This window comes from Gammaproteobacteria bacterium (assembly GCA_015709695.1).
In the GTDB taxonomy this organism is placed as follows: Bacteria; Pseudomonadota; Gammaproteobacteria; order Steroidobacterales.
Genome location: CP054183.1, coordinates 2,234,440 through 2,253,790, shown reverse-complemented (window position 1 = coordinate 2,253,790; position 19,351 = coordinate 2,234,440). Strand labels below are relative to the sequence as shown.

The following is a 19,351-nucleotide window of genomic DNA, read 5'->3' as shown; positions in this document are numbered from 1 at the left end:
ATGGGCAGCCCGTAGAATCCGGGCATGAACCGACGTGCCCTGCTTCTCATCGTCATCACCCTGATTGCCGTCGTTGCGGCACTCGGCAGCTACAAGTACTGGCGCGTGACCGCGGCGATCGCGGCGGGTGCCGCATTCGCCAATCCGGCGGAGTCGGTGAGCGTGGCGGTGGCGCACCCCATCAACTGGCAGGTCGCCGCCAGCGCCCCGGGCACCGTGGTGGCGCGCGAATTCGTCACCCTGAGCAACGAGCTGCCCGGAACGGTCGCGCGCGTCAGCTTCCATTCCGGCGAGGTCGTCGAGGCCGGCCAGGTGTTGCTCGAGCTCGACACGCGTTCCGAGCGCGCGGAGCTGCGCAGTGCCGAAGCGGACATCACGCTCGCCCGCCTCACGGCCGAGCGCACCCGCAAGCTGGTCGAGCAGCGCGCCGGCACGCAGGCGGAGGTGGACCGCGCCGAGGCGCAGCTGGCCCAGGCGGAGGCGCGCCGCGACGTGATCGCCACCACCATCCAGCGGCGCACCGTGCGCGCGCCGTTCCGCGGCCGCATCGGCCTGCGCGACGTGCACCCGGGCCAGTACCTCGCCGCGGGCAGCGAGCTGACGACGCTGGAGAGCGTGGCTGAAAGCGTGTTCGTCGACTTCCGGCTGCAGCAGGAAATCGCCGCGCAGCTGGCACCGGGCATGGAAGTGCGCCTGGCCGGCGCGGGCCTGCCTGCCGGCGCCACCGCCGTGGTCCGCGCCATCGACGCGCGCGCCGACGAGGCGTCGCGCACCGTGCGCGTGCGCGCCGAGGCGCCGGTCGCCGCCGGCCTGACACCGGGCGCCTTCGTCGAGGTGACGGTGGCGGCCGCCGCAGCCCGCGAGGTGCTGGCGGTGCCGCAGGCAGCGGTGCGCCGTGCGGCCTTTGGCGATCATGTCTACGTCATCCGCGAGGATGCCGGCGACGCGAAAGGCCCGACTGCCGAGCAACGCTTCGTGCGTACCGGGCCGACGCTCGATTCCGAGGTGGTGATCCTCGATGGGCTCGCCGCCGGCGAGCGCGTGGCAACCGAAGGCTCCTTCAAGCTGCGCCAGGGGTCGCGTGTGAAGATCATCGAGGCGGACGGGAAGGCGGGGGCGCCGGCGGCCGGGGCGCCGCGCGGCTCGTGAACCGGCTGCTCGAAGCCTTCGTCCGCAAGCCGGTGCTCGCCCTGGTGGCGAGCCTGGCCATCCTGCTGGTCGGCGGGCGGGCAGCGCTGAACCTGCCCATCCAGCAGTTCCCGCGCATCGAGAGCGCGGCGATCATCGTCCAGACCACCTACATCGGTGCCAGCGCCGACGTGGTGCGCGGCTTCATCACTACGCCGATCGAGCGCGCCGTCGCCACCGTGACCGGCATCGACTACGTCGAGTCGCAGAGCATTGCCGGGCTGTCGACGGTGACGGTACGGCTGAAGCTCAACGCCGACGCCAATGTGGCACTGACCGAGGTCGGCGCGCGGCTCGACCAGATTCGCGCCGAGCTGCCCGGCGATTCCGAGCCGCCCACCGTCGTCGTGCAGCGGGCGGACCGCCCCTACGCCAGCTTCTACATCAGCTACAAGTCCGACCGCCTCAGCCGCGCGCAGGTAACCGAGTGGCTGACACGCGCCGTGCAGCCGGCCCTGTCCACGGTGCCGGGCGTGCAACGCGCCGACATCGCCGGCGGTACGCCGCTCGCCATGCGCATCTGGCTCGATCCGGAGCGCATGGCGGCGCTCGGCGTCAGCGCGCGCGAGGTCTACGACGCGCTCCGCCGCAACAACTACCTGGCGGCGCTCGGCCGCACCGAGGGGCAGTCTGCGCAGGTGGACCTGCTGGCGAACACCGACCTGCGCTCACCGGAGGAGTTCGCCGATCTCATCGTGCGGCAAAGGGCGGGCGCGACCCTGCGGCTGCGCGACGTGGCCCGGGTGGAACTCGGCGCCGAAGAGGCTGCCTCCGAGACGCGGGAGAACGCCGAGCCCACGGTGTTCATGGCCGTGTGGACCCTGCCGGGGGTGAACGAGATCGAAGTGGCCGATGCGCTGTACCGCCGCCTCGCCGAGCTGGAGCCGTCACTGCCTGCGGGCATGCGGGTGCTGGTCGGCTACGACGGCACCCTCTACATGCGCAATGCCATCCGCGGCATCTTCACCACGCTGGCCGAGACGGTGGCCATCGTCGCGCTGGTGGTGTTCCTGTTCCTCGGCTCGCTACGCACCGCACTGGTGCCGCTGGTCGCCATCCCGATCTCGCTGGTCGGCGCCGCCATCTTCATGTACCTGCTGGGCTTCTCGCTGAACCTGCTGACCATGCTGGCGATCGTGCTCTCGGTCGGGCTGGTGGTCGACGATGCCATCGTCGTCGTCGAGAACGTGCAGCGGCTGGTCGACCAGGGGATGAGCCGGATCGACGCGGCGCTGGCCAGCGCCCGCCAGCTGTTCGCGCCGCTGGTGTCGATGACCATCACGCTGGCCGCGGTCTATGCGCCGATCGGCTTCCTCTCCGGTCTCACCGGGGTGCTCTTCAAGGAGTTCGCCTTCACGCTGGCGATGGCGGTGATCATGTCCGGCATCGTCGCCCTGGTGCTCTCGCCGGTCATGAGTTCGCAGCTGGTGCGCGAGCGCAGCGAGCGGCCACGGCTGGCGGCATTCGTCGAGGCACGTTTCACGCGACTGCGTGAACGCTACGCCCGCGTGCTGGACGCCACCCTCGCGCAGCGCAATACCACGCTGGTGGCCGGTGGCGCGGCGCTGCTGCTTCTCGCGCCGCTGTTCCTGCTGTCGCCACGGGAGCTGGCGCCCACCGAGGACCAGGGCGAGATCAGCATCTTCGTCGAGTCGGCGCCCGACGCCTCGGTGCGCTACACCGCCGAGCGCACGGCCGACGTCGTCCGCAGGCTGCTGGAACTGCCGGAGGCCTACCTGAGCTGGGAGGTGTCGCGGCGCAACGTCGGCTTCGGCGGCATGGCGCTCAAGGACTATTCGCAGCGCGAGCGCAGCGCCATGGAGATCCTGCCGCAGGCCTATGGCCTGGTGCGCGATATCACCGGTGCGCGCGCCTTCGTGTCGCTGGCAGCGGCGCTGCCCGGAGCGGGGCAGTTCGACGTCGAGATGGTGGTGACTGCCGCCGATGACATCGAGCGCATGCTGCCCGTGGCGCAGAGCCTGGTGAAGGCGGCGCGCGCCTCCGGCCGCTTCATGTTCGCCGACACGGACCTGAAGGTGGATATCTCGCAGGCCAGCGTGGTGATCGACCGCAACCGCGTGGCCGACCTCGGGCTCGACCTCACCCAGGTCGGCCAGGAACTCGGCGTGCTCCTCGGCGGCGCCTACGTCAACCGCTTCAACCTTGACGGGCGCAGCTACAAGGTCATCCCGCAGATGGGCGAGGCCGAGCGCCGCGATGTCAGCCGCCTGCTCGACCTCAAGGTCATGGGCCCTGGCGGGCAGCTGATTCCCGTTTCGAGCTTCGCCCGCGTCGAGAGCAATGCCGCGCCGCGCTCGCTCAACCGGTTCCAGCAGCGCAACTCGTTCCGCATCAACGGCGGCATCTTCCCGGGGCTGACCAAGGAGCAGGGTCTGGCGGCGCTCGAGGCGGCGGCCGCCGAGGTCCTGCCGCCAGGCTATGCGATCGACTACGCCGGTGAGTCACGCCAGATCCGCACCGAGGGCGCGACCCTGAGTGGCACGCTGGCCTTCGCCGTGGTGCTGATCTACCTGGTGCTCACCGCGCAGTTCGGCAACTTCCGCGACCCGCTGGTGATCCTGCTGGCTTCGGTGCCGCTGGCGCTGACCAGTGCGCTGGTGTTCACTTTCCTCGAGTTCACCACCATCAACATCTTCACCCAGGTGGGGCTGATCACCCTGGTCGGCCTGATCGCCAAGAACGGCATCCTCATCGTCGAGTTCGCCAACAAGCTGCGCGAGGCTGGGCAGGAGCGCATGGCGGCGATCCGCGAGGCCTCGCTGGAGCGGCTGCGCCCGGTGCTGATGACCACCGCGGCGACGGTGTTCGGCCACCTGCCGCTGGTGCTGGTCAGCGGGCCGGGCGCGGCGGCACGCAACAGCATCGGCATCGTGCTGGTCTCGGGGATGGCGATCGGCACGCTGTTCACGCTGCTGATCCTGCCCGCGGTGTACCTGTGGCTGTCCGGGGCGCATGAGGCCGGGCCGGCCGCGGCCGGCAGTGCCGCTGGTCGCGACGGCGCACCGGGGCGGACGGCGGCTTCAGCGAACTCGTAGCCGCACCGGGTGATCCATCATGCCGCCTGCCTGACGGCAGGGGGCCGAGCCATGGGACTAACGGGACCCTGGCGGCTGGAAGCCAGACTCGTTCTGCTTGCGCATCTGCCTCAGCTCCTGGCAGACATCATCCAGCTTGTCATTCGTCGATGCCTGCAGAGAGGCCAGAGTGCTTTGCTGGTCAACCAATCTTTCAAGCATCGCCAGGCGCTTGTTGATCTTCCAGTACCAGCAAACGGCTTCCCTGCATACGAGGAATACGGCGATCACGCCCACCAGAACGATCAAGACCATGATCAGGTTGGAACTGTCAGTCATGGCTTCCTCCTGCGGCGCCGGCAAGGCGCCTCGATATGCCCCGCGAGGTGGCTCCTGGCTACCACTCGGCGTGCAGCACCCGGCGGAGTTTCCCGCAGAGATCTCACCGGCTCACTGGCTCCATCATCGCTGAATCCCGACTCCGCAGCCCATCACGGCCAAGCGATTTTTGGTTCTTCCATCGCCGATCGCAAGGGATGGACCGCGGCCTGAAAGTGGCAGTTCGCACCGCTTCCGGTCCCGCACCCTCATCAGCCCGGAGCCCTTGCAACGCCCGCGCCCGGCAAAGATGATGGGTTGGCAGGTAGAAGCAAGGTTTCCGTAACCGTAAGCCCGGCACCCGGCACGGCCCGGGCACCCGGCAGGAGGACCGGCGATGTATCCAGGCAACTGGGCCCGCAAGTTTCCGCGGAAGGCGGCGTTCATCGATGCGGCCAGCGGCGCGACGGTGACTTATGGCGAGTTCGATGCACGCTCGAATCGCCTGGCGCAGCTGATGTGGCAGCGGGGCCTGCGGCCCGGCGACCATGTCGCGCTGTTCATGGACAATGACCTGCGCTATTTCGAGGGCATCTGGGCGGCGCTGCGCTCGGGGCTCTATGTCACGCCGATCAACCGCTACCTCACGGCGGAGGAGGCGGCGTACATACTCAATGACTGCGAGGCGCAGCTGCTGGTGGCGTCGGGCACGCTGGCCGGCGTGGCGCGGGAGCTGCCGCGCCTGGCGCCGCGTTGCCATACCTGGCTGGCGATCAACGGGGCGATCGAGGGCTACGAGGACTACGAGGCGCAGCTGGCGGTCCAGCCGGCGCAGCCGCTGGCGGCGGAGCCGGAGGGCCGCTTCATGCTCTACAGCTCGGGCACCACCGGGCGGCCGAAGGGCATCCTGCGCCCGCTGTCGGGGCTGCCCATCAGCGAGGGTGCGGCCCAGCTCGCGGGGCCGCAGCGCACGCTCTGGGGCTTCGACGAGGACACCGTGTTCCTGTCCACCGCGCCGCTGTACCACTCGGCGCCGACGGGCTTCGGCGTGGCGGCCACGGTGCAGGGCGGCACGGTGGTCGTGATGCCGCGCTTCGAGGAGATCGAGGCGCTGCGCGCCATCGAGAGGTTCCGCATCACCCACAGCCAGTGGGTGCCGACGATGTTCGTGCGCCTGCTCAAGCGCCGGCTCGCCGAGCGCAGCGGCTTCGACCTGTCCTCGCACCGGGTCGCCGTGCATGGCGCCGCGCCCTGCCCGGTGGTCGTCAAGCAGCAGATGATCGAGTGGTGGGGGCCGATCCTCTACGAGTACTACTCGGGCAGCGAACTGCATGGGCTCACCCACTGCGATTCCCGGGAGTGGCTGGCGCATCCGGGCACGGTCGGCAAGGCCGTGATGGGCATCCTGCACGTCTGCGATGAGGAGGGGCGCGAGCTGCCGCCGGGCGAGTCCGGGCTGGTCTACTTCGAGCAGTCCGGCAATCCGTTCGAGTACCACAAGGACGCCGACAAGACCCGCTCGGCGCGCCATCCGCAGCATGGCAACTGGAGCGCGCTCGGCGACGTCGGCCACGTGGATGCGGACGGCTTCCTCTACCTCACCGACCGCGCCACCTTCATGATCATTTCCGGCGGGGTCAATATCTATCCGCAGGAGATCGAGGACCGGCTGGTCCTGCATCCCGCCGTGGCCGACGTGGCCGTGTTCGGCGTGCCGGATCCCGGGATGGGTGAGGCGGTGAAGGCGGTGGTGCAGGCGGCGCCGGGCGCCACGCCGGGCGAGGCGCTGGCGGCCGAGCTCATCGGCTATGCCCGCGAGCACCTGGCGCATTACAAGTGTCCGCGCAGCGTCGATTTCGTCGACGAGCTGCCGCGCCTGCCCACCGGCAAGCTCTACAAGCGCATCCTCAGGGACCGCTACTGGGGCAATGCCGGCTCACGCATCGTCTGAGGCGGGGAGGGCGGCATGAACCTGCAACTGTCCGCCGAGCAGCTGCTGCTCGAATCCAGCCTCGAGCGCGTGTTCCAGGAGCACAGCAGCGGCGCGCGCATTCGTGCCACCGAACCGGTCGGCTTCGATCGCGAACTCTGGGACATCCTCGTGGACCTGGGTATTCCGGCGCTGCGGGTTCCCGAGGACCAGGGCGGCAGCGGCATGAGCCTGATGCACGCGCTGCTGGCGGCCGAACAGGCCGGGCGCGCGCTCGCCCCGGTGCCGCTGGTCGAGGCGGTGGTGGCCAACCGCCTGCTGGCACTGGCCGGTGGCAGCGAGGCTGCCGCATTGCTCGATGACTGCCTCGCGGGACGGGCCATCGCCACGCTGGCCCTGCACGATGCCGGCACCCGGCCGCGGCAGCTGGTGCCGGCGGGCGCGGTGGCCGATGCGGTGCTCTGCCTGCAGGGCGATGCGCTGTCGATACGTCGCGGCGTGGCGCGACTGCCGATGCCGGCGGATGGCGCCGGCCAGACACAGCATGGCGCGATCGCGGCGCAGCTTCTGGATCTCGATGCAAGCGATTCCCGGGTGGACCTCGCGGGTACCCGCGAAGCCTTCGCCGCGGCGCTCGCCGAATGGCAGCTGCTCGGCGCGGCACAGCTCGCGCTCATCGCGCGCCGCGCGATCGACAGCGCGGCGGAGTACGCCTGCGAGCGCGAGGCCTTCGGCCGGCGCATCGGCGAGTACCAGGCGGTCTCACATGTGCTGGCGGAGGCCTTCACCCGCGTCGATGGCGCGCGGCTGCTGGCCTGGCGCACGGTGGATGCCATCGCGCGCCGCGAGCCGGAGGCGGCGGCGCTGCTGGCGATGCTCTGGTGGTGGGCGGCGGTGAACGCCCACGAGGCGACGCTCGGCGCGCTGCGCATCTTCGGTGGCTACGGCACGGCGCTGGAGTACGACGCGCAGCTCTGTTACCGGCGCGCCGGCGCCCAGCTGCTGGTCGGCGGCGACCCGGAGAAGCAGCTGCTGCTCGCGGCGGACCTGCTGTATGGCCCGGCGACGGGGCGGGAGGCGCCCGTCGTGGCGCTGCCGGACGCGGGCGAGGTGGCGATCGATTTCGCCTGGGGCGCCGAGGCCGATGCGGCGCGCGAGGAAGCCCGTGCCTTCCTGCGCCGGCATGGCAGCGAGGCGCGCCGGCGCTTCATGCGCGATTCGCTGGACGGTTTCGACCCCGGGCTGCAGCAGGCGCTCGCCGCCGCGGGCCTGCTGTACCCGGAGCTGCCGCGGGAGTACGGCGGCCCCGGCCGGTCGCCGCGGGCCGCAGCGGCGATCCGCGAAACCCTCGCCGAGGCCGGCTGGCACATGCTCATGCCCGGGATCACCGACATGCTCTGGAAGGTGATCCACCACGCCGGCAGCGACTGGATGAAGCAGGAGCTGCTGCCGAAGATCGCCGCCGGGGAGGTCTACCTGGCCATGGGCTACACCGAGCCGACCAGCGGCTCGGACATCTTCGCGGCCCGGACGGCCGCCACCCGGAAGGGCGACGGCTGGCTCATCAACGGCCAGAAGATGTTCACCTCCTCGGGCCACCGCTCGGACTACAACCTGATGGTGACGCGCACCGCGCCGGACAAGCACCGCGGCATCACCCTGTTCCTGGCCCCCGTGCGCCAGGCCGGCTACTCGGTGACCGAGATCCGTACCATCGGCGACGAGCGCACCAACGTGACCTTCTACAACGACCTCGAGGTGCCGGACCGCTACCGCATCGGCGAGGTGAACGGCGGCGTGAAGGTGCTGGCCGCGGCGCTGGCGATCGAGCAGTCCGGCGGCGACCTCTATGTCAACTGGTTGCGTGAGCTCGGCAGGGCGGCGCTCGAATGGGCGCGCGAGCCGGGCGCGGAGGGCCGGCCAATCGACGACCCGCGGCTGCGGCTGGCACTGGCCGCAACCGCCGCGCGCATGCAGGTCACCGATGTGCTCTCGCGGCGCAGCCTCTGGGCCTTCGAGCATGGCCAGGCGCGCAAGCACGAGGGCCCGATGGTCAAGCTCATGGGCAGCGAGTCCTGGATGAACTGCAGCCAGCAGCTGCTGCGCCTGGCGGCGCCGGACACGCTCCTGCGCGGCTACACCGGTGCCGGCCTCATCGAGTGGTCGGCCCGGCGCAGCATTTCCAGTACCATCTTCGCGGGCACCAGCGAGATCCAGCGCAGCATCATCGCGGAAGCCGGCCTCGGGCTGCCGCGCACCCGGAGTTGAGGCCCATGACAGCAATCATCCTTCGTTCGGCCCTCGTCCTGGTCGGCATCTGGCTGCTGTTCGAGGCGCTGCGTTCCCTGGCCAGCGGCGAGACGGTTGGCCGCGAGGGGCGCAAGGAAGGCCCGCGATCGGTGGTGCGGCGCGGGGAAATGCCGGGCTACTTCCGCTTCCTGGTGGTGGTGCGCCTGGTGCTGGGCATTGTGGCCATCGCCGCGGGCAGCTACGCGCCGGCCGGCGCCTGAAGTCGATCGTGCAGCCCAGCCTCTGCGGCTACGGCTGATCCACCGGCGGCCGGTCGAGGGTCTTGCGGCCGTTGAGCATGGCCGAGACCAGCGAGCCGCCTTCGCGCAGCTCGGCCCTCACCACGGCAGCGATGTGCAGCAGGGCGGCACCGAGCAGCAGGTAGAAGACGACCTCGTGGGCCTGGATGAAGGGCTTGCGCAGTGCGCGCATGTCGGCCCAGGCGGTGGCGTCCACCAGGGTCTTGTCGCCGGGCACCAGCGTGGCCGGGTCCACGCCCGCGGCCGCCACCCAGCCGGCGATCCAGGCGCCGAGCGGCGGGTAGTAGATGTCGGTGCCGGCCAGCACCAGCCCGCTCACGGCCTGCACGGTCATGAGCAGCAGCAGCGCGGCGACCATGATGCGGCCGAGCGGGTTGTGGCCTAGGTAACGTGGCGCATCACCCGCGGCGCTGCCGGCCAGGTAGCTGCGCAGCGAGTCGACATAGCCGCGGCCGAACGGCAGCATGGCGCGCCAGCGGCCGAAGGGGCTGCCGACGAAGGCCCAGCCGAGCCGCACCGCCAGGTTCGCCGCGAACACGTAGCCGAACCAGACATGCACGGTTTTCAGCAGGACCTTGCCTTCGGCCGAGACGCCGAGCTCCTTGTCCCAGAGTATGGCCGTGCCGATCGCCACCAGCGCCAGCACGCAGCCGACGTTCAGCCAGTGGAACAGGCGCTGTACCGGGTCCCAGACCCGGTACAGCCGCAGCCCGATCGCCGCATCCGTCGTGTTCATTGCACGAGCCTCACGCCGTCGACTTCCACTTCCACCCCGGACCGGTACCAGTCCTTGTCGATCTCGCCCTGGATCTCGACCAGGGTGTCAGGTGTTGCTTCGACCCCGTTCCACTTCTCACGCTCTATTTCGACGGTGATCGTGCCGGTTTCGTCCCTGAACTCGTACTTTTCGTCGCCCAGCGCCTTGACGATGTGTCCCTGCAGCTTCACCGCGGTGTCGTCGCCGAGCTGACCCGCCTCGGCCACGGTCACGAGCCGCAGCGAGTCGGGTCCCCTGAAGCCGCCAGCCGGTTCCGCGGCGATGGCGCCGGAGGCGATGAGGGTGAGGGCCGCGCCGGCCAGGATCTGTTTCATCTGCAGTCTCCTCGATGAGTGATGGTACGACTGCAGTGTGGCGGCGTGCGCATTACGATTACCTTACGAGGCGAAACCGAGCCGGATTTTCAGTCCGGGCTGGCCATCGTCGTTGGCCAGGAACTCCAGGCTGGCGCCATGGACCTGGGCGATCCGCTGGCAGATGGCCAGCCCGATGCCGAGGCCGGTGCTGCGGCTGTCGAAGCGGCTGAAGCCCTGGCCCATCTGCTGGCGTTGCGGCTCTGCGAGTCCCGGGCCGTTGTCGCTGACATCCAGCACCGCGTGGCCCGCTTCCTGCCGCAACCGTACCAGCACCCGCGTGCCGGGCGGGCAGTGTTGCAGCACGTTGTTGAGCAGGTTCTGCAGCAGCGACTGCAGCAGCGTGGCCTCGCCGCGGACCGTCGCCGGGGCCAGTTCACTGACCAGTACCATGCCTGCGCGCTGCATCCGCTCGCGGTAGCGCTCGAGCTCCGGCGCATACAGGGCGTGCAGGTCGACGATCGTGAAGGCGTCCCGCCAGCGGCCCTGCTCGAGCCGGGCCAGGGTCAGCAGCTGTTCCACCAGGCGGGCCAGCCTGTCCACTTCGGCCTTCAACGCCTGCGCGTCCGGATTGGCTGTGGCGAGCTCGATCTTCAGCGTCGTCAGCGGCGTGCGCAGCTCGTGCGCCACATCGCTGGCGAACTGGCGCTCGCGCTTCAGCACCAGGTCGACGTCGGCAAACATGCGATTGAGCGTGTCGCGCAGCACGGCGATTTCCGCGGCGACCGTCGGCCTCGCCAGCGGCGCCAGGGAGTCGGCGCTGCGCGCGCCGATCTCGCGCACCAGCCGCGACAATGGCCAGAGGCTGAGGCCGATCAGCGCCGCCAGCAGCGCCAGGTTCACGGCGCTTCCGGCCAGCACCGGCAGGATGATGTCATCGAGGATGTCCGCGCCGATCTCGCCATGGCGATCCGCCCTGCGCAACAATTGCACCACGAGATGGCCCTCGCGATGCTGGTAGCCCGTCCACTCATGGCTGCCGAGCCGCAGGCTCAGCTGACGGGCCTGCGGGTCGGCAAGGGGCAGGGCATGCGGCAGGTTGCTGGCAAAGCCGCCGTCGGCGGTGTCGTAGACATTGACCCAGAGCGTGTCCTCGTCGTCCTCCCTGAAGGTCGCCCGGAGCAAGGTGCCCAGTTCCGCGGCCGGCAGCCCGTCATGCGTGGCGGCGAGCAGGCGCGCCAGCAGGCGGCACTGGCTCTCGAGGTCATCGTCGAGCACGTCGCGCAGCTCTTCGCTGGCTTCGTGGTAGGTGGCGACGACACCGGTCACGGCGGTGATGACCGTGGTCGCGGCCAGTGCCGCGGCCACCCAGGTCAGGCGCAGCTTCACTGTGCCACCAGCCGGTAGCCAAGGCCGCGCACGGTCTCGATCCGGTCCTTGCCGAGCCGGCGGCGCAGGCCGTGGATGCGCACCTCCAGCGTGTTGGAGTCCACGCCATCACCGAGGCCGTAGAGCTGCTGCAGCAGCCGCTCGCGACTGACGGGTCTGCCTGCGGCCTGGATCAGCACCGAGAGGATGCCGCGCTCCTGCGGGGAGAGGCCCAGGGGGACACCGTCGAGGTAGAACTGCTGCTCATCGGGCGCGTAGCTCAGGGGTCCGGCCTCGAGGCGTGGCTGCGCAGTGCCCGCCCTTCGACGCAGCAGCACGCGGATCCGCGCGAGCAATTCCTCGGGCTCGAACGGCTTGACCAGGTAGTCGTCCGCGCCCAGGTCGAGGCCCTTCACCCGGTCGTCCAGCCGGTCCCGGGCGGAGACGATCAGCACTGGCGTCTGGCAGCCCCCGGCGCGCAGCGCCTCGAGCCACTGCACCCCGTCGCCATCCGGCAGGCCGAGGTCGAGCAGCAGCACATCGTATGCGGCGGCGCCGAAGCGCTCCCGTGCCGCAGCCAGCGTGCGTACCCAGTCGACCTTGAAATGGTCGTGGAGGAGCTTGTGCAGCGCTTTGCCGAGGTTCAGGTCATCTTCCACCAGCAGCAGATACATTGGCGAGCCCGTGTTGCGCCCAGCCATTGTCCGTGCCGGGACCTGACAAACAGATTAACGCCGTGCGGGTCGCGCTGCCTGGCCGGCGCGGAGCGCCACGTGCCGGGTGGCCGAGGTGAGCGGTGGTCAGGCGCGGCGGCGACGTGCGCGCAGCAGCAGGGCGGCCAGCGCGGTGCCGGCCAGCGGCCAGGCTGGCGGCAGCGGCACCTCGGCGACGGTCAGCACCACCGAGTGGTCGAGGTACAGCACCTCGAACAGCAAGGCGGGGTCGAAGCCGGTGGCGGTGAGGCTGCCGAAGGTTCCGGTCAGGTCGGTGGCATCCGCGACCGCGTCATCGAAGGTGATGATGGTGAATCTGTCGCCGAGTACCGGGTTGTAGCCGTCGAGGCTGGTCACCTGCAGCACGCCCGCCAGCGCCAGGTTGCCGAGCACGTCCATGGAGTCGAACGCCGGCAGCGAGGCCAGGTTCACCTGGAACAGGCCGCCTGCGGTCTGGGTGTAGTTGCCGGCCATCGTCAGGCGGCCCACCGTCGTCGCGCTGCCCGGCCGCACTTCGCCGGCATTGATGACCGCGCGGCCGGCCGCAGGGTCATAGGTGCCGGTGCCCTGCAGGATGCCGTGGTTCTGCAGGTCTACGGAAGTCCCGGTCGTGGCGAACGTGCCGGCATCGGCGGTGGTGATGGTGCCCAGGTTGTCGAAGGCGTTGAAGACCTGGACAGTACCGGCATTGACGTTGAACTGGCCGGTATTGTTGAGGTTGACGCCCAGGTCGAACAGCGTCACCGAGTTGCCGTTCTTGTTGTAGGTGCCGGTGTTGTTGAAGTTGTGCGGCCCGCCGACATTGTGCTCGACGAAGGCGTTGAAGGCATTCTCGTCGTTGAACGTGCCGTTGTTGTTGAGGGTCGCGCCGTTCCAGAAGCGGATGGCGTTGTTGTTGGCTGCCGTATTGCCGGTCCAGGTGGTGGTGGCGTTCAGGTTGATCGTGCGCCCGCCGATGATCGACTTGGTGTTCGGGCCCGAGATCGTCACGTTGTTGGTGAACGTGGTGCTCGCGGCTCCGGAGATCGCGCCGCCCGTCCAGGTGGCCGGACCCTGGAAGACGTGATCGCTGCCGGTGAGCGTGCTGCCGGAGAGCAGGAAGGCCGTGGTGTGCGTGCCGCCATTGACGCTGACCGTGGCGTCCGCCCCGATGTTGTCCGAGGTGATGGCGAACGTGCCAGCGCCGGCCGTCGTCACGTTGTTCAGCACGTTGGCACCGTCCTGGAACTGCAGCGTGGCGCCGGCGGCGATGTTGAATGTCCCGGTGCTGGTCCCGCCCGAGGGCCGCAGCGTGCCGGCGTTGATGTTGACGGTGCCGCCGTTGTTGAAGGCGACGCCGCCGTCGACGACCGTCACCGAACTGCCGTTCTTGTTGTAGGTGCCGACGTTGTTGAAGTTGTGCGGCCCGCCGACATTGTGCTCGATGAAGGCCTGGAAGGTGTTGTTGTCGTTGAACGTGCCGTTGTTGTTGAGGGTGGCGCCGTTCCAGAAGCGGATGGCGTTGTTGTTGGCCGCCGTATTGCCGGTCCAGGTGGTGGTGGCATTCAGGTTGACCGTGCGGCCGTTGACCATGGCCTTGGTGTTGGCACCGGAGATCGTCAGGTCGCCGTTGAAATCGGTGACTTCGAAATCGCCGGCCGCGTCACCGACGATCGATCCACCCGTCCAGGTGGAGGTGCCATTGAAAGCCTGCGCGCCGCCGTACAGTGGCCCACCGCTGAGCAGAAAGGCCGAGCCGATGGCACCGCCGGTGATGGTCGCGGCGCCGTCTGCGCCGACGTTGTCCGTGCTGACGATCAGCGTGCCGGCGCCCGTGGTGGTGGCGCCGTTGAGCTGGTTGGTGCCGTTGCGGAACTCGATCGAGGCGCCGTTGGCGAGGTTGATGGTGCCGCTGTGGGTGCTGGCGGTCATGTTCATCGAGCCGGCGTTGACGTTCAGCGTGCCCGTGTTGTTGAAGACGGCCGTCACCGTCGTCGTGCCGGTGGAGCTGACGTCCTTGGTGTAGGTGCCGGCGTTGTTGAAGGCGTTGACACCGGTGCCGGTGAGCGCATTGCCGAAGCTGTTCTGGTCGGTGAAGACCGCGTTGTTGTTGATGGTGCCGGTGCTGAGGGCGATCGTGTTGTTGGCGCCCGTGTTGCCGCTCCAGGTCGTGTTGCCGTTGAGCGTCACCGTTCGGCTGGCCGAGATGGTCTTGGCACCGGGTCCGCTGATGGCGAGCGGGCCGTCATACTGCGTCACGGCGGCGCCGGTCTGCGTGCCCATGGTCCATGTGGAGGAACCCGTGACGGTGAGGTTGCCCGTGCCCGACAGCACGCCGCCGCCCTGGTTGAAGCCCAGGATGGTGGCCGGTGCATTCAGTTGCGCGTTGCCGCCGTTGACGACCGCGACATCGCCTGCTGCCGGCGGGCCCGCCGGTGTCCAGTTGCCGGCGATGTTCCAGTCGGCGGTGGTGTTGTTCCAGGTCAGCGTGGCCGCGGTTGCCGGTCCCAGGGTGGGCAGTGAGAGGGCGGTGGCCAGGACGGACGGAAGGAGGCGGTGACGGCGGTGCATGGCGACGCTCCTTATGAGTAGTTCTTGGTAGCGACGGCGTTGCGGAGCCGATCATGCGCGCAGCTTGCTGCAGGTGCAAGAAGCGATCGGGCGGTCGACGGCCGGATTATGTCCAGTGCGGGTAACATCGGATATCGCCCCCAGATCACGTCAACCGGAGGATCCATGACCATCACCGTGAAACGGGCCTACGAGCCGGTGTCGGGCAGCGACGGCACCCGCCTGCTGGTCGAACGGCTGTGGCCACGCGGCCTGACGAAGGAGAAGCTCCATGTGGTCGCCTGGCTGAAGGAAGCCGGACCCAGCACGGCACTGCGCAAGTGGTTCTCCCACGACCCGGCGAAGTGGGATCGCTTCCGCGAGCGCTACTTCGGCGAACTCGATGGCCATCCCGAGGCCTGGCAGCCGATCCTGACCGCGGCGCGGCGCGGGAAGGTGACGCTGGTCTACAGCTCCCACGACGAGGAGCACAACAACGCCGTGGCGCTCAAGGAATATCTGGACAGGAAGCTGCGGCGCCGGCAAGCCGCCGCCAGGCCGCGCAAGCTGAAGTGAGCCGCGGCCAGGGTGCGATTGCCGGTCTCGTGCCCGGCAGGACCTGACCGAGGCCGTTCAGCTTCCGCCCTGCTTCACCCTCATGTGCTGCTCGGGCACCGGGTAGCCGGCCGCACCGAAGGTCTCGGCGATGACGCGGTTGGTGTCGAAATACACCTGCCAGTAGTGGTCGTTGTGGCAATAGGGGCGAACGGCGAGCACCGGCCCCATGGGCGTGAAGTCGATGATCTCGACATCCGGCGCCGGTGTTGCCATGACGTTGGGGATCTTCGCCAGCGCGGCCTTGAGGCGCATCGTGGCGTCCTTCGGGTCGACGCCGTGGGCGAGCTGTGCCAGGCGGTCCACCCTCCGCCAGGGATTGACGGTGAAGTTGCGGATGTTGTCGCTGAAGATCTTGTTGTTGCCGACGATGGTGTGGACGTTGTCGCCGCTGTTGATGGTGGTGCCGAACAGGCCGATGGCTTCCACCACGCCCTCGACGCCGCCCGCGGCGATGAAGTCACCGACCTTGAACGGTCGCAGGATCACCAGGAACACGCCGGCGGCGAAGTTCGCCAGCAGCCCGCTCCAGGCCGCGCCGATGGCGATGCCCGCCGCGGCCAGCAGGGCCGCGAAGGATGTGGTCTCCAGGCCGAAGTAGCCGAGGATGGCGATGACCAGCACCACGTTCAGGGTGACGGCGATGATCGAGCCCAGGTAGCGCTGCAGGGTCGAGTCCACCTGCTGGCGCGTGAGCGCCGCGCTGGTCAGGCGGATGGCCAGGCCGATGAGCCAGCGGCCGACGATCCACGCCGCCAGCGCGCCGAGGATCTTCAGGCCGATGCCGAGCGCGAGCGTCGCGCCGGACTGGAGCAGGTTCTCGAAATCCATGGTGTCGTCCCCCCGTCAGTTGAGCACCTTGTAGCCGCGGCCGCGCAGGCAGTTGCGTACCACGTCCGCCTTCTCGCGATCGGACATGCGCGCCGACTGTGCGCCGCCGGTCACCGCGCCGATCCCTGCACCCTTGCCGGCACTGCCGCCGGCGATGGCGCCCACCGCGGCGCCGACGACCGCACCACCGGTGGCGCCCTTGGCGACGGCCGTCCCGGTTGAAACCTGCGTGGCATAGGCCTCGCATTCGGCGAGATCCTGCTGGTAGTGCGCCATGTCCACGCCCTTGGTGTCGATGATGGGTCCGGTGGCGCCGGAGCAGCCTGCCAGTCCCAGCACCACCATCACCAGACCTGTAGCCTGAGTTCTCATCAGCATTCCCTCCACCCCGGAGTGTGACCGCGGCCACAGCGGCACGGGCCGCGGTCGCTATTATGACCGAGCGTTCGTGCTTGCGGTGCCAACCCCGGGGCTTCCAGTGCTGTTCAAGCGTCAGAAGATCGAGACCGCCAACCTCGAGCGGGGCATGTTCGTGGCCCAGCTCGATCGCCCGTGGCTCGAGACACCCTTCCTGTTCCAGGGCTTCGAGATCCGCGAGGACAGCGAGCTGAAGCTGCTGCGCAAGTTCTGCCGGCACGTCTATATCGATGTCACGCGCAGTTCCCTGCCCAGGGAGAAGGTCCTGCAGGCCCTGCAGCCGCGCAACCACGAGGCTGTCATGAACGGGCGTGCCCAGGCCGGGGCCCGGGTTGCGGCCGAGGCTGATCCCTCGACCCTGACGGGCCGGGTGATGCGTGTGGTCACGAGGCTGGACCCGACCGGCGCCCTGGCAGCGAAGATCGACGGCCACCGCCAGTACCGCAACCAGGTGCCCACCGCCCGCGAGGCTCCCCAGGCCATACGCGCCTACGACGCGGCGGTCGCCACCATGAACGATGTGCTGGTGCACATCCGCAAGGGCGCGGGCGTGGACGTCGAGAAGGTGCAGACCGCCGTCAAGCCCATGATCGACAGCGTGCTGCGCAACCAGGATGCCATGGCCTGGCTGGTCTACCTGCGCAAGCGCGACGAATATGCCTATCACCATTCCATCGCCTCCTCGGTCTGGGCGGTGATCCTCGGGCGGCACCTCGGCTTCGACCGCCAGGGCCTGGACACGCTGGCCATGGGGGGCATGCTCCTCGACATCGGCAAGGCCAAGCTGCCCGAGAGCCTGGTCGGCAAGGACGGCAAGCTCTCGCCGGCCGAATTCGACGCCATCCGCAAGCACGTGGCCTACGGGCTGGACATGCTCAAGCTCAGCCCCGGCATCAATGCGGATGTGCTGGCCATGATCGAGGGCCATCACGAGCGCGCGGATGGCTCGGGCTACCCCCGCGGGCTGAAGGGTGCGGACATTCCGGTCTTCGCCCGCATCGGCGGCCTGGTGGACTGCTACGACGCCATGACCAGCCACCGCCCCTGGGCGCAGGCGAAATCGCCCTACGACGCCATCCGCGAGATCAACAGCCTGTCTGGCGTGCAGTTCCAGAAGGAGATGGTCGAGCAGTTCGTGCAGGCCATGGGCATGTTCCCCACCGGCAGTGTCGTGGAGATGAATACCGGCGAGGTCGGCATCGTGGTGGAGCAGAACCGCATCCGGCGCCTGCGCCCCAAGGTGCTGCTGGTGCTCGATGCGGACAAGCAGCCCTTGCGCGAGTACCGCAGCCTCGACCTGCGCAAGTGCCCGAGCGACCAGAGCGAAGGCAACGCCTACTGGATCGCCAGGGGCCACGAGGCCGGCGCCTTCGGCCTGGATCCGAAGAACTACTTCATCGGCTGAGCCGCCGTCATGAGCGCCAGGCTGCAGGCTCCCACGGCAACCCGGTTCCGCTACTCGTTGCTGCTGCGCGAGATCGACGCCTTGCGTTCGCGCAGCGGATCCTCCGCCATGGCGCTGATGCTCGTGCAGCTGTCCGGCCTCGGGGAGATCAACAGCCGCTTCGGCTACCTCGGCGGCGACCGCGTGCTCGAGGAAATCACCAGCCGGCTCAATGGCGTGGCCCGCGAGCAGGACCGCGTCTTCGAGATCAACAGTCGCAGCTTCGCCTTGCTCATCGACAACCCCCTGCACGAAGGCCATGCCGTGCTGGCCGCCGACAAGGTGGCGCGGGCGGTCACCGAGCCGGTGGTCATCGGCGCCGGCCATGCCCGGGTCCGTGCCAGGACGGGCATCTCCCTGCTGCCGGATCCGGCGCGCACGGGCGAGGAACTGCTGCAGCAGTGCGAGATCGCCCTGGAGGCGGCCCGCAGCCGGGACGAGCCCCATGTGCTGTTCACGCCATCGCTGCTGGATGCGCCGGAAGCCGCCAGCCAGTACACCTGGTTCGAGGTCGAGGAGGCCCTCAAGGCGGGTGAGTTCGAGCTGCACTACCAGCCGCAGGTGGACCTGCGCAGCGGCCGTCTCCACGGCGCGGAAGCGCTGGTCCGCTGGCGCAGGCCGCAGAGCGGACTGGTGCCGCCCGGGCATTTCATGGCAGCCATAGAACAGTCCCGGAGCATGCGTTCGCTGCTGTGGTTCGTGCTGAACTCGGCGCTGCGCCAGGCGGCTGCCTGGTCCGGACGCCAGCCGGGATTCAACATCTCGGTGAACCTCGCGGCCGGCAACCTCGCCGACCCCGATCTCGTCGATCTCGTCGAGGATGCGATCAACGTCTGGAACCTGCCCGCCGGGCAGCTGACGCTGGAGCTGACCGAGAGCTCGCTCATGCAGAACCCCGCGGCCAGCGCGCGGATCATGGGCCAGCTGCGCGGTCTCGGTGCCCGCACCTCCATCGATGACTTCGGCACGGGCTATTCCAGCCTCGCCTACCTGCGCGACCTGCCGGCCGATGAACTCAAGGTCGACCGCGCCTTCGTCGCGCGTGTGCTCGCCGCGGAACGCGACCGCGACATCGTCGCGTCGATCATCCAGCTCGCCCATGCCGTGCAGCTCGAAGTGGTGGCCGAGGGCATCGAGGAGCCGGCGACGCTTGCCGCCCTTGCAGCCATGGGTTGCGACCTCGGCCAGGGCTTCCATTACGGCGCGCCGGTGGCGCCGCCGGAATTCGAGAATGCCTGGATCGGGCGCGATGTCCTGCGCGTCCCGGCCTGAAGACCGGCGCCAACCCGGCTGACCTCGTCCCCGTCCGCGGCCGCCACGGCCATGTCGTCCTTGCATGGCAG

Annotated in this window: 16 protein-coding genes; 8 read left to right on the top strand and 8 right to left on the bottom strand. The window is 69.1% G+C overall.

Annotated features, from left to right (window positions below; genetic code table 11):
• Positions 1-24: 24 nt before the first annotated feature.
• Both HRU81_10505 and HRU81_10500 read left to right on the top strand, forming a co-directional pair.
• Positions 25-1,149: an efflux RND transporter periplasmic adaptor subunit gene (locus tag HRU81_10505; GenBank protein ID QOJ32503.1), complete on the top strand. Its 1,125-nt coding sequence runs from the start codon at positions 25-27 to the stop codon at positions 1,147-1,149.
• Positions 1,146-4,244, top strand: coding sequence for an efflux RND transporter permease subunit (locus tag HRU81_10500; GenBank protein ID QOJ32502.1), 3,099 nt, complete (start codon positions 1,146-1,148; stop codon positions 4,242-4,244). The genes HRU81_10505 and HRU81_10500 overlap by 4 nt, the downstream gene beginning before the upstream one ends.
• Before the next feature lie 57 nt (positions 4,245-4,301).
• On the opposite strand, the gene HRU81_10495 is transcribed toward HRU81_10500, so the two are convergent.
• The gene (locus HRU81_10495; protein QOJ32501.1) at positions 4,302-4,562 is read right to left on the bottom strand and encodes a hypothetical protein; all 261 of its coding nucleotides are present in this window, start codon (positions 4,560-4,562) and stop codon (positions 4,302-4,304) included.
• Positions 4,563-4,938: 376 nt separating this feature from the next.
• Here HRU81_10495 and HRU81_10490 point away from each other — a divergent pair, with 376 nt between their 5' ends.
• The 3 genes from HRU81_10490 to HRU81_10480 are packed head-to-tail and all read left to right on the top strand — an operon-like array spanning position 4,939 to position 8,981.
• Positions 4,939-6,492, top strand: a complete 1,554-nt coding sequence (locus HRU81_10490) for an acyl-CoA synthetase (GenBank protein ID QOJ32500.1) — start codon at positions 4,939-4,941, stop codon at positions 6,490-6,492.
• 15 nt (positions 6,493-6,507) lie between these two features.
• The gene (locus HRU81_10485) at positions 6,508-8,739 is read left to right on the top strand and encodes an acyl-CoA dehydrogenase (GenBank protein QOJ32499.1); all 2,232 of its coding nucleotides are present in this window, start codon (positions 6,508-6,510) and stop codon (positions 8,737-8,739) included.
• 5 nt (positions 8,740-8,744) lie between these two features.
• Complete coding sequence (locus HRU81_10480; protein ID QOJ32498.1) at positions 8,745-8,981, top strand: hypothetical protein; 237 nt, start codon at positions 8,745-8,747, stop codon at positions 8,979-8,981.
• Positions 8,982-9,009: 28 nt separating this feature from the next.
• Here the strand turns inward: HRU81_10480 and HRU81_10475 are convergent, their stop codons facing one another.
• The 5 genes from HRU81_10475 to HRU81_10455 form a co-directional block, all read right to left on the bottom strand.
• Complete coding sequence (locus tag HRU81_10475; protein ID QOJ32497.1) at positions 9,010-9,756, bottom strand: cytochrome b/b6 domain-containing protein; 747 nt, start codon at positions 9,754-9,756, stop codon at positions 9,010-9,012.
• A complete protein-coding gene (locus tag HRU81_10470; protein ID QOJ32496.1) occupies positions 9,753-10,112 on the bottom strand; it encodes a NirD/YgiW/YdeI family stress tolerance protein in 360 nt (119 codons plus the stop codon). Before HRU81_10470 ends, HRU81_10475 begins: the two co-directional genes overlap by 4 nt.
• A gap of 63 nt (positions 10,113-10,175) precedes the next feature.
• Positions 10,176-11,480: a sensor histidine kinase N-terminal domain-containing protein gene (locus HRU81_10465; GenBank protein ID QOJ32495.1), complete on the bottom strand. Its 1,305-nt coding sequence runs from the start codon at positions 11,478-11,480 to the stop codon at positions 10,176-10,178.
• Positions 11,477-12,133, bottom strand: a complete 657-nt coding sequence (locus HRU81_10460; protein ID QOJ32494.1) for a response regulator — start codon at positions 12,131-12,133, stop codon at positions 11,477-11,479. Before HRU81_10460 ends, HRU81_10465 begins: the two co-directional genes overlap by 4 nt.
• A 126-nt stretch (positions 12,134-12,259) precedes the next feature.
• Entirely contained in the window at positions 12,260-14,722 is a 2,463-nt protein-coding gene (locus HRU81_10455; GenBank protein ID QOJ32493.1) for a hypothetical protein, read from the bottom strand.
• Between the two features lie 165 nt (positions 14,723-14,887).
• Between HRU81_10455 and HRU81_10450 the strand changes: the two genes are divergently transcribed.
• Positions 14,888-15,277 carry a DUF488 family protein gene (locus tag HRU81_10450; GenBank protein QOJ32492.1) on the top strand — a complete coding sequence of 130 codons (390 nt, stop codon included), beginning with the start codon at positions 14,888-14,890 and terminating at the stop codon, positions 15,275-15,277.
• Between the two features lie 57 nt (positions 15,278-15,334).
• Here the strand turns inward: HRU81_10450 and HRU81_10445 are convergent, their stop codons facing one another.
• Entirely contained in the window at positions 15,335-16,147 is an 813-nt protein-coding gene (locus HRU81_10445; protein ID QOJ32491.1) for a mechanosensitive ion channel family protein, read from the bottom strand.
• 15 nt (positions 16,148-16,162) lie between these two features.
• Complete coding sequence (locus HRU81_10440) at positions 16,163-16,492, bottom strand: glycine zipper family protein (protein ID QOJ33371.1); 330 nt, start codon at positions 16,490-16,492, stop codon at positions 16,163-16,165.
• Positions 16,493-16,625: 133 nt separating this feature from the next.
• Between HRU81_10440 and HRU81_10435 the strand changes: the two genes are divergently transcribed.
• Both HRU81_10435 and HRU81_10430 read left to right on the top strand, forming a co-directional pair.
• Positions 16,626-17,969 (top strand): HD-GYP domain-containing protein, encoded by a 1,344-nt coding sequence (locus tag HRU81_10435; protein ID QOJ32490.1) that lies wholly within the window; start codon positions 16,626-16,628, stop codon positions 17,967-17,969.
• A gap of 9 nt (positions 17,970-17,978) precedes the next feature.
• On the top strand, positions 17,979-19,280 hold the full coding sequence (locus tag HRU81_10430; GenBank protein ID QOJ32489.1) for an EAL domain-containing protein: 1,302 nt from the start codon (positions 17,979-17,981) through the stop codon (positions 19,278-19,280).
• The last annotated feature ends 71 nt before the right edge of the window (positions 19,281-19,351 follow it).

Coding starts and splice junctions, on each gene's coding strand:
- HRU81_10490 (QOJ32500.1), top strand. CDS start 4,939: ATGTATCCAGGCAACTGGGCCCGCAAGTTTCCGCGGAAGGCGGCGTTC.
- HRU81_10455 (QOJ32493.1), bottom strand. CDS start 14,722: ATGCACCGCCGTCACCGCCTCCTTCCGTCCGTCCTGGCCACCGCCCTC.
- HRU81_10450 (QOJ32492.1), top strand. CDS start 14,888: ATGACCATCACCGTGAAACGGGCCTACGAGCCGGTGTCGGGCAGCGAC.
- HRU81_10430 (QOJ32489.1), top strand. CDS start 17,979: ATGAGCGCCAGGCTGCAGGCTCCCACGGCAACCCGGTTCCGCTACTCG.
- HRU81_10475 (QOJ32497.1), bottom strand. CDS start 9,756: ATGAACACGACGGATGCGGCGATCGGGCTGCGGCTGTACCGGGTCTGG.
- HRU81_10440 (QOJ33371.1), bottom strand. CDS start 16,492: ATGGTGGTGCTGGGACTGGCAGGCTGCTCCGGCGCCACCGGACCCATC.
- HRU81_10485 (QOJ32499.1), top strand. CDS start 6,508: ATGAACCTGCAACTGTCCGCCGAGCAGCTGCTGCTCGAATCCAGCCTC.
- HRU81_10460 (QOJ32494.1), bottom strand. CDS start 12,133: ATGTATCTGCTGCTGGTGGAAGATGACCTGAACCTCGGCAAAGCGCTG.
- HRU81_10495 (QOJ32501.1), bottom strand. CDS start 4,562: ATGACTGACAGTTCCAACCTGATCATGGTCTTGATCGTTCTGGTGGGC.
- HRU81_10505 (QOJ32503.1), top strand. CDS start 25: ATGAACCGACGTGCCCTGCTTCTCATCGTCATCACCCTGATTGCCGTC.
- HRU81_10470 (QOJ32496.1), bottom strand. CDS start 10,112: ATGAAACAGATCCTGGCCGGCGCGGCCCTCACCCTCATCGCCTCCGGC.
- HRU81_10480 (QOJ32498.1), top strand. CDS start 8,745: ATGACAGCAATCATCCTTCGTTCGGCCCTCGTCCTGGTCGGCATCTGG.
- HRU81_10445 (QOJ32491.1), bottom strand. CDS start 16,147: ATGGATTTCGAGAACCTGCTCCAGTCCGGCGCGACGCTCGCGCTCGGC.